Below are 9,153 nucleotides of genomic sequence, written 5' to 3' on the forward strand. Positions count from 1 at the left end.
CACCATGGCTTTGGATTTAATCGTCGTTCTCATCTACGCCGCCGGCATGATCGCCCTCGGCTGGTATGGCATGCGTCGCGCCCGGACCCGTGACGACTATCTGGTCGCCGGTCGCAACCTCGGCCCGGGGTTCTATCTGGGCACCATGGCCGCCACAGTCCTGGGCGGCGCGTCCACCATCGGCACCGTGCGCCTGGGTTACGTTCATGGCATCTCCGGGTTCTGGCTCTGCGGGGCCATCGGCCTGGGCATCGTCGGCCTCAGCCTGTTCCTGGCCAAGCCGTTGCTCAAACTCAAGATCTACACCGTTACCCAGGTCCTGGAGCGCCGCTACAACCCGGCCGCGCGCCATGCCAGTGCAATGATCATGCTGGTGTATGCGCTGATGATCGGCGCCACCTCGACCATCGCCATCGGCACCGTCATGCAAGTGCTGTTCGGCCTGCCCTTTTGGGCATCGATCCTGGTGGGCGGCGGCGTGGTGGTGTTGTATTCAACCATCGGTGGCATGTGGTCGCTGACCCTGACCGACATCGTGCAGTTCCTGATCATGACCATCGGCCTGGTGTTCCTGCTGATGCCGATGTCCATCGTCGACGCGGGCGGCTGGGACGCGATGGTGGCGAAACTGCCGGCCAGCTACTTCGATTTCACAGCCATTGGCTGGGACACCATCGTCACCTACTTCCTGATCTACTTCTTCGGCATCTTCATCGGCCAGGACATCTGGCAACGGGTCTTCACCGCCCGCAGCGAAGGCGTGGCGAAAATGGCGGGCACCGCCGCCGGCCTGTACTGCGTGCTGTACGGCCTGGCCGGAGCATTGATCGGCATGGCCGCCAAGGTGTTGCTGCCGGACCTCGCCAACGTCAACAACGCCTTCGCCAGTGTCGTACAGACCAGCCTGCCCAATGGCATTCGTGGGCTGGTGGTCGCGGCGGCACTGGCGGCATTGATGTCCACCGCCTCGGCGGGGTTGCTGGCCGCCTCCACGACGGTGGTCCAGGACCTGCTGCCACGCTTGCGCCGTGGCCGCGAGGGCAACAACGCCGACGTCCACGAAAACCGCATTGCGACGCTGCTGCTGGGTGTGGTGGTACTGGGCATCGCCCTGGTGGTCAGTGATGTGATCAGCGCCCTGACCCTGGCCTATAACCTGCTGGTGGGCGGCATGCTGATCCCGCTGATCGGCGCCATCTACTGGAAACGTGCCACCACCGCCGGGGCGATCACCAGCATGTCCCTGGGCTTCGTGACGGCGCTGTTCTTCATGTTCAAGGACGGGCTGGACGCCAACACGCCGATCTACTACAGCCTGAGCGTGGCGCTGGTGAGTTTTGTGCTGGTGAGTGTGTTATCGCCACGTTCGAACGTAGTGGCCAAGGCGGTTTGATCAACGCGCCGGAACGATTGTCGGTTAGCACTGTGGGAGCGAGCCTGCTCGCGATGACGGCGTATCAGCCACTACTTATGCTGCTGATACAACGCATTCGCGAGCAGGCTCGCTCCCACAAAAATCGGCCTGGCGGCTACTCAACGGCGGCGCGGCTGACGGCGGCGTTGCTCATCATCGGTGCGGATCGGGATCGGTTGCATCGGCGGTTCGATCAAGCCAAGCGCGACACCCAGGTCATGAAGCCAGTTCTGGATTTTCTCTTTCATCGTGGTGCCCCCTCAGGGTCGTGCGAGCGGCAGATATCTGTGGCCCCTTCGCGTTGATAATAGTCCGATGTGCTACGCAATGCTCGCTTCAGTTTGCAATGATCTGTTACTAAATTGATCCAAATCCGTTCTCCGGAGTTCAAGCCGATTGAGCCGTCAACCGCGGGGCTCGCGGCCGGGCCTGTTGTTGCAACTCGATCCAGGCGTTCAGGTTGGCGCCGACCATCCCTTTGCGCCACATCAACCAAGTGGTGGCGCTGGCAAACGGCTCGGCCAACGGGTGCACCGCCACCCGCTCACGGCCCGGCAGGCTGGCCAGCATCGACTCGGACATCAGCGCCACGCCGGACCCGGCGATCACACACGCCAGCATCCCCTGGTAAGACTCAATCTCGATCGCCCGGCCCATGGTCGCGTGGTCGTGGGCAAACCAGGCCTCCAGGCGCATGCGGTACGAACAGCCTCGACGAAAGGTGAACACCGAGCGCCTCTGAACATCCAGCGCACTGCGCACCGGCTCATGATCGGCCTCGGTGATCAGCACCAGCCGTTCGTCGCACAACGGCACCCCGTCCAACCCTGCCAACTCCAGCGGACCATCCACCAGCGCCGCATCAAGCCGCCCGGTGAGCAAGCCTTCGAGCAACTCGCCACTGGGCCCCGATTGCACTTGCAGGTTCACCGCCGGATAGCGGCGGTGATAACCGGCCAGCAGGTCCGGCAGATGAATCGCCGCCGTGCTGTACATCGTGCCCAGGACAAAATCCCCGGCGGGTTGCCCTCCTTGCACGGCAGCGTGGGCTTCATCGTGCAAGGCAAAGAGCTTGGTCGCATAGTCCAGCAGGACTTTTCCCGCCGGTGACAATTGCAAACGCTGACGCTCGCGCAGGAACAGATCCACACCCAACTGCTCTTCAAGCTGCTTGAGCCGGGTCGAGAGGTTCGACGGTACCCGGTGCAGGCGTTCGGCGGCACGGGTGATGGAGCCCTCCTGCGCCACGGCCTGGAAAATCCGTAATTGGCTGAACTCCACAACCTTCTCCAAAAAAGAACAAGTTTCTCACTATTATTCAATTTTAATGAAAGTCAATCGATTCTAGCCTGACGGTCATTCGCCTCATTGCTGGAGAACGACCATGTCACCTCTTATCCGCCTGCTTGGCAGTTTCATCGCGCTGATGATGGCCATGGGAATCGGCCGCTTCGCACTTACGCCTCAGTTACCTCATTTGATCGGCGAAGGTCAGATCGACTTGACGGCCGCCGGTCTGATTGCCGCCGCCAACTACCTGGGCTACTTCCTCGGCGCGCTGGATGCCATGTTCGCCCGCCGGCCGGATCAAGTGCGGCGGCGTCTGCTCGGCGGCCTGTGGCTGTGTGTGCTGCTGACCCTGGCGTCGTTCTGGGCCTGGGGTTTCTGGCCGCACCTGGCGCTGCGCTTCGGCACCGGGGTGGCGAGTGCCTGGGTGCTGGTGATGATCACCGCGTTGAGCCAGCCTTTGGCAGCCGCGGCCGGGCGACCACGGCTTGGCGCTGTGGTGTTTGCCGGACCGGGGCTGGGGATTTTCCTGACAGGCTTGCTCGCCCTGGGCTCCAATCTGCTGGGCCAGAGCTCTGCTACCCTGTGGCTGGTGTACGCCGGGGTGGCGTTGGCGATGTTGCTGGTGATCCTGCCGATCTTGCCGCAAACCACCGCGACTACGACCGTTGCAGCGCCGGCCGCCACCTCATCGAACCGTGGCATCGCCCGCCTCGGCATGGTCTACGCCTTGTATGGCGTGGGCTACATCATTCCGGCGACGTTCCTGTCGCAAATGGCGTCGACGCAGTTCCACGGGCAGTGGCAAGCCGATCTGTTCTGGCCCTGCTTCGGCTTGGCCGCCGCCCTCGGGGTGCTGCTGGTCAGCCTGCGCCGGCCGGACCCAAGCACCACGGGTCGTTGGCTGATCGGCACGCTGTGGTTGCAGGCCATCGGGGTGTTCGCCTGTCTTTCGGGCAGCAGTGCAGGGTTGGCGCTCGGCGTCATCCTGTGTGGCACACCGTTCCTGGCCTGCATGCAACTGGTGATGCAGCGCTCCCGAGAACTGGCGCCGCATGCCACCCAGCGCAACGCCGGCCTGTTGACCGCCTGCTTTGCGGTGGGCCAACTCAGTGGCCCGCTGCTGGCGGCATTGAGCAGCCATTTCAGCGGTGGGTTGCAACCGGCGTTGATCATTGCCGGCAGTGGCCTGGTGCTGGCCGGCGGGCTGTTGCTGAGCCCCGCCAGCCAGGACGAGATGAACCCCTGTACCCCCCACCGTCCTGCGCTGATCAGGCCGGGCCGACCGCGCTGAAGGGTTTGTTCATGGACAGGGCGGGCTCCCGTCGCGCCAGAACGAAATACAACGCCCCGCCGAGGAAGCAACCGGTGAACCAGGCGAAGTTTGCCATCGGTTGCAGCAACGGGGTGAAGGTGATCGCTACGCCCATCAGCGTTGCCGGAATCAGCGCCTTGACCGCCGTCCAGTTGATGCCGCCGCTGTAGTAATAGCGACCGCTCGGGCCATCATTGAACAGCGCATCCACGTCGATCTGCTGCTTCTTGATCAGGTAATAATCCACCAGCAGGATCCCGAACAACGGCCCGATGAACGCGGCCAGCACATCCAGGGTGTAGTGGATTACTTCGGGGTTGTTGAACAGGTTCCAGGGTGTGATGAAGATCGACGCAATTGCCGCGATCATGCCACCGGCGCGCCAGCTGACTTTGCTGGGCGCGACGTTTGCGAAATCGAACGCCGGCGACACGAAGTTCGCGACAATGTTGATGCCGACCGTCGCAGTGACGAAAGCAAACGCCCCTAGAAGTACAGCCACGCTGTTGTCGATGCGCGCCACCGTCGCAATCGGATCATGGAGCATTTCGCCGAATACCGGCAGGGTCCCGGAAACAATCACCACCGTGACCAGGGAGAACGCCAGGAAATTCACCGGCAGCCCCCAGAAATTGCCCCGGCGCACGTCAGACATGCTCCGACAGTAGCGACTGAAATCGCCGAAATTCAGGGTCGGGCCGGAAAAATACGACACCACCAGGGCCGTCGCGACGATCACCTGGCCGAACGCCTGCCAGCCGGACAGAGACTTTTCCGCCAGGGTGAAGCTGATGTTGCTCCAACCGGCCTTCCACACGATCCAGCCGGCCAGCAGGAACATCACTGCATACACCACGGGTCCGGCCCAATCGATGAAACGCCGGATCGACTCCATGCCCGCCCAGAACACCAGCGCCTGGACGAACCAGAGAGTGAGGAAGCCGAACCACCCCAAGTAGGACAAACCGGCAAAGTGCGGCGTCGCATACACCTCCATCGCAGGAAAAAACCGCAGCACGACGATGATCAGCGCACTGGAAGCCAGGTACGTCTGAATCCCGTACCACGCCACAGCGATCAGGCCGCGGATGACCGCCGGAATATTCGCGCCGAATACCCCGAACGCCAGCCGACAGATCACCGGATATGGCACCGCCGCCTGCTGGCTCGGCCTGGCGACCAGGTTGGCGATCAATTGCACGATACAAATCCCGCCCAGCAAGGCAATCAGCACCTGCCAACTCGCCAGCCCCAACGCAAACAGACTGGCGGCGAATACATAACCGCCCACGCTGTGCACATCGCTCATCCAGAACGCGAAGATGTTGTACCAATTCCATTTCTGCGGCAGCGGGCCCAGGTCCTCGTTATAGAGGCGGGGGCTGTAGCCGTCGGGCAATTGCTCGGACATTGCGGGGCTCCTTTTTTATGAAGCCGGGCCCCCGAATCAACTGTTCACCCTACTGCGCACGGGAGCCGGCATGGTTTGTATACGAAGCTCCACGCAGAATGCGTGCCATAGGCGTTGGATGTGAGACAAATCGGGGGGTGTGGCGACGTTGGAAGCCAGGCAGGCGTAGGCAAGCGCCCACGAACAGGGCGCGGATGCATGCTAAAGGTGCATAAATTTGTATACAGAGGGAGGCCGAGTACCGCACCTGTGGCGAGGGGATTTATCCCCGCTGGGCTGTGCAGCAGCCCCCAAGACAGCCAACGTCTTCTATCTGGCACACCGCGGTGTGGGGCTTTAGGGCTGTTCCGCAGCCCAGCGGGGATAAATCCCCTCGCCACAGGATCCCTCAACCACCAGTAGTGTGGTCAGGCAGAGGATCAGCTCAATTCAATGCGATCGGCATGAATGACAATCTGTCCATTCTTGTACAGCGCACCAATGGCCTTCTTGAAGTTGCCCTTGCTCACGCCAAACAGGCTGCTGATCAACGCCGGATCGCTCTTGTCGCTGACCGCCAGCGTACCGTTGCTCTCGCGCAGCTTGGCGAGGATCTTGGCGTTCAGGCTGGTGGCGGCTTCCTGGCCTACCGGCTGCAGGCTCAGGCTGATCTTGCCGTCCGGGCGAACTTCCTTGATGAAGCCCTTCTCGTGCATGCCGACGCGCATGAACTTGAAGATTTCGTTCTTGTGGATAAGTCCCCAGTGCTTGTTATTGATGATCGCCTTGAAGCCCATGTCGGTGGCTTCGGCAACCAGCAAGTCAACTTCCTGTCCCGCCGTGTAGTTGGCCGGCGTCTTGTCCAGATAACGGTCCAGGCGCGCCGTGGCGGTAATGCGGCGGGTATGTTTGTCGAGATAGACATGCACCACGCAATAGTCCCCGGCCTTCATCTGGCGTTTTTCTTCCGAAAACGGCAGCAACAGATCCTTGGGCAATCCCCAGTCGAGGAATACACCGATGCTGTTGACCTCAACCACTTTCAGGCTGGCAAATTCACCGACCTGGACTTTGGGTTTTTCCGTGGTCGCGATCAGTTTGTCGTCGCTGTCCAGGTAAATAAAAACGTTCAGCCAATCTTCATCTTCGCTGGGAATATCCTTGGGGATATAACGGTTGGGCAACAGAATCTCGCCATCGGCGCCGCCGTCCAGATATAAACCGAAGTTAGTGTGTTTAACCACTTGCAAACTGTTGTAGCGCCCGACTAAAGCCATTTCCAATACCCTCATTGCGTGGGCGGCATTCTACCCGTTTTTACGCGGCGGTTCGTGGTCGCCAGCCGGCCGCCTGCGCAACCATTGATTTTCCTGGCTTTTCGCCTTCAGCCGGCCGTTCGTCAGACAGCCCTCGGGCCGGGCGGCGGTTTCACAGCGCTGCATCGTGTATATATTTTTTGCATGGTTGTTATTTAAAACAGCGGCTTAGGGCGATAATTGGCGAAAAATTCCATTTCCGTCCTGGCAATTGCCAGGATGTTTCACGAAATATCGGCCAAGCAAGGGCCAGGTATTTCCTGTACGATGCCTGGCCCTATTAATTATCTACAGGTTAATGGCCGCCATGCGCGTAAAAGCATCCAACAGCAAAGCAAAGCCCGCCCCAGCCGTTGAAACCAGCGAATCGATCAATGACCAGATCGCTGCGTTCCTCAAGAACGGCGGTGAAATCCAGCAAATTGCCAAAGGCGTCAGCGGCCAGACATTCGGCCCGTCCAAGCAGATCAGCCTGGGCAAAAAGTAATCCCCGCGTCACCTGGTCCCAAAGCGCTTTGAGCTTCGAAGCGCTTGGACTGGAAGCCCTTCCCGCGACACTCCCTGCATAAAAATCGACGAATGGCCTTCGAAGCACGGCATTCGCCGGTATGCTTGCACCTCTCTATATCAAGTGTTCCAGCCGGTTGCTCCTCGCTATTCATGGAGTGAAGCATGCGTATTCCTTTCGTCCTGCTGACCATCAGCCTGTTGGCCTGCCCGTTTGCCCATGGGCAGGTGTTCCAGCGCGAACTGGGCGACTTCGACCTCAAGCTCGGCACCACGCCCAGCCGTAGCATGGCCCAGGGCCTCGTCACGCCATCGAGCACCGGTTCGTTCCATGGTGGCCTGGACCTGAGCCATGACAGTGGCTGGTATTTCGGCCAGTGGTCACCCAGCGCCGGGCTTAGCCCATCCACCGACCTCGAAGTCGATTCCTACCTGGGCTTCAAACAGCCTTTCGACCAGACCCTGGGCTACGAAGTCGGCCTGATTCACTACAGCTACCCCACCGTCGACCCCCTCGACAGCCAGGAACTCTACGGTGGCCTGACCGTGCTGGGCAGCCGTTTCGGCGCGGCCCTGAGTAACGACCCGGACAAACAGAACAGCACGCTGTTCGCCGACCTCGGCGGCAACGTGCCGTTCGGCATCGGTGTCAGCGCCAAATACACCACTCACCAGCTCAACACGCCTGTCTCCGTCGAGAACGGCTATGTCGGCAGTTTCAGTGATTGGTCGCTGAAAATTTCCCGGCCATGGCGAGGCATCGACCTGGACCTGATCTACAGCGACTCCAGCCTCAGCGGCAGCAGTTGCTCGGCTTATTCGGGCCACAACAGCGAGTGCGATGGCCTGCTGACCCTCAAGATGGCTCATCCATTTTACTAACCGTTACGCTTTTAATCGGCTGAACTGCCACGCGTCTGCGAAGCTCAAACAAAACACCTGATGGCTTCGCAAGGACTCGCTCATGTCGCGCTGGCTCACCCGCACTGTCATGTTCATCGCCCTGCTGCTGACACTCGCCGCGTGCAGCCGCATTGGCCTGGCTTACCGCAATCTCGACCTGATCATCCCTTGGACCCTCAACGACTACCTGGAAATCAATGGCGAGCAAAAAGACTGGTTCAACGAGCGCCTCAAGGAACACCTGAGCTGGCACTGCACCACCCAACTGCCGGGTTACCTCGACTGGCTGGACCGCTTGAAGTCTATGGTGCAAACCGATCAGGTCACCGACGAAGCCCTCCAGCAACGCACCCGCGAAGCCAAGGCCGCCATCGCCGAAACCGCCCGGGCGATCACCCCGTCCGCCATCGAACTGTTACAAGGGCTGAGCGACGATCAAGTCGCGGACATGGACGCGGCATTCGTCAAGGACCAGCGCAAACGCCAGGAACAATACCTCAAGCCCACGCTGCAACAGCAGATCCAGGAACGTAGCGAACGCATGGAAAAACGCCTGAACGACTGGCTCGGGCCCCTCAACATCGCTCAACGCCAGCGCGTGGTGGCCTGGTCCACCGCCCTGGGCGACCAGAACCAGCAGTGGATCGCCAACCGCGCCCATTGGCAGAACCAGTTCAGCGCCGCCGTCGCCCAGCGCCACAACCCGGACTTTGCGCAACGCATCGAACAGCTACTGGTGGACCGCGAAAGCCTCTGGACCCCGGCCTACCGCGAGGCCTACAACAAAACCGAAGCCCAGGCCCGCAGCTTGCTGGTGGACCTGATGGCCGACAGCACCCAGCCCCAGCGGGAACGGCTGTTGAAGAAAATCGACGGGGTGAAGAAGGATTTCAGTGATTTGAAGTGTTTGAAGGCGGCACGCTCATAAGAGCAACACAAATCCCCTGTGGGAGCGGGGTTTGGGGGGGGGGGGGGGGGGGGGGGGGGGGGGGGGGGGGGGGGGGGGGAAGGGGGGGTGGGG

9 protein-coding genes are annotated in these 9,153 nt (G+C 60.9%); 5 read left to right on the top strand and 4 right to left on the bottom strand.

Translation table 11 applies throughout. From position 1 onward, the window contains the following. Positions 1-4 precede the first annotated feature (4 nt). Positions 5-1,393 (top strand): sodium:solute symporter family protein, encoded by a 1,389-nt coding sequence (locus EGM97_RS25660; protein WP_238965261.1) that lies wholly within the window; start codon positions 5-7, stop codon positions 1,391-1,393. Positions 1,394-1,533: 140 nt separating this feature from the next. Here EGM97_RS25660 and EGM97_RS25665 read toward each other — a convergent pair whose 3' ends face one another. Further along, entirely contained in the window at positions 1,534-1,662 is a 129-nt protein-coding gene (locus EGM97_RS25665; protein ID WP_256222727.1) for a PA1414 family protein, read from the bottom strand. A gap of 139 nt (positions 1,663-1,801) precedes the next feature. Then, positions 1,802-2,695: a putrescine utilization regulator PtrR gene (gene ptrR / locus EGM97_RS25670; protein WP_238965260.1), complete on the bottom strand. Its 894-nt coding sequence runs from the start codon at positions 2,693-2,695 to the stop codon at positions 1,802-1,804. A 103-nt stretch (positions 2,696-2,798) separates the two neighbouring features. On the opposite strand from ptrR, the gene EGM97_RS25675 reads away from it, so the two are divergent. Continuing rightward, positions 2,799-3,995, top strand: coding sequence for an MFS transporter (locus tag EGM97_RS25675; RefSeq protein WP_238965259.1), 1,197 nt, complete (start codon positions 2,799-2,801; stop codon positions 3,993-3,995). Here EGM97_RS25675 and EGM97_RS25680 read toward each other — a convergent pair. Beyond that, positions 3,973-5,427: an NCS1 family nucleobase:cation symporter-1 gene (locus EGM97_RS25680; RefSeq protein WP_238965258.1), complete on the bottom strand. Its 1,455-nt coding sequence runs from the start codon at positions 5,425-5,427 to the stop codon at positions 3,973-3,975. The two genes, EGM97_RS25675 and EGM97_RS25680, sit on opposite strands and share 23 nt — an antisense overlap. A 419-nt stretch (positions 5,428-5,846) precedes the next feature. After that, positions 5,847-6,683 (bottom strand): CvfB family protein, encoded by an 837-nt coding sequence (locus EGM97_RS25685; protein WP_238965257.1) that lies wholly within the window; start codon positions 6,681-6,683, stop codon positions 5,847-5,849. A 337-nt stretch (positions 6,684-7,020) separates the two neighbouring features. On the opposite strand from EGM97_RS25685, the gene EGM97_RS25690 reads away from it, so the two are divergent. The 3 genes from EGM97_RS25690 to EGM97_RS25700 all read left to right on the top strand — a co-directional run bounded on the left by EGM97_RS25690 (position 7,021) and on the right by EGM97_RS25700 (position 9,060). Beyond that, on the top strand, positions 7,021-7,209 hold the full coding sequence (locus tag EGM97_RS25690) for a hypothetical protein (RefSeq protein WP_172679659.1): 189 nt from the start codon (positions 7,021-7,023) through the stop codon (positions 7,207-7,209). Positions 7,210-7,394: 185 nt separating this feature from the next. Then, entirely contained in the window at positions 7,395-8,111 is a 717-nt protein-coding gene (locus EGM97_RS25695) for a TorF family putative porin (protein ID WP_238965256.1), read from the top strand. Between the two features lie 82 nt (positions 8,112-8,193). After that, on the top strand, positions 8,194-9,060 hold the full coding sequence (locus tag EGM97_RS25700; RefSeq protein ID WP_238965255.1) for a DUF6279 family lipoprotein: 867 nt from the start codon (positions 8,194-8,196) through the stop codon (positions 9,058-9,060). Positions 9,061-9,153 lie beyond the last annotated feature (93 nt).

Source organism: Pseudomonas sp. AF32, assembly GCF_022342325.2.
In the GTDB taxonomy this organism is placed as follows: domain Bacteria; phylum Pseudomonadota; class Gammaproteobacteria; order Pseudomonadales; family Pseudomonadaceae; genus Aquipseudomonas; species Aquipseudomonas uvaldensis.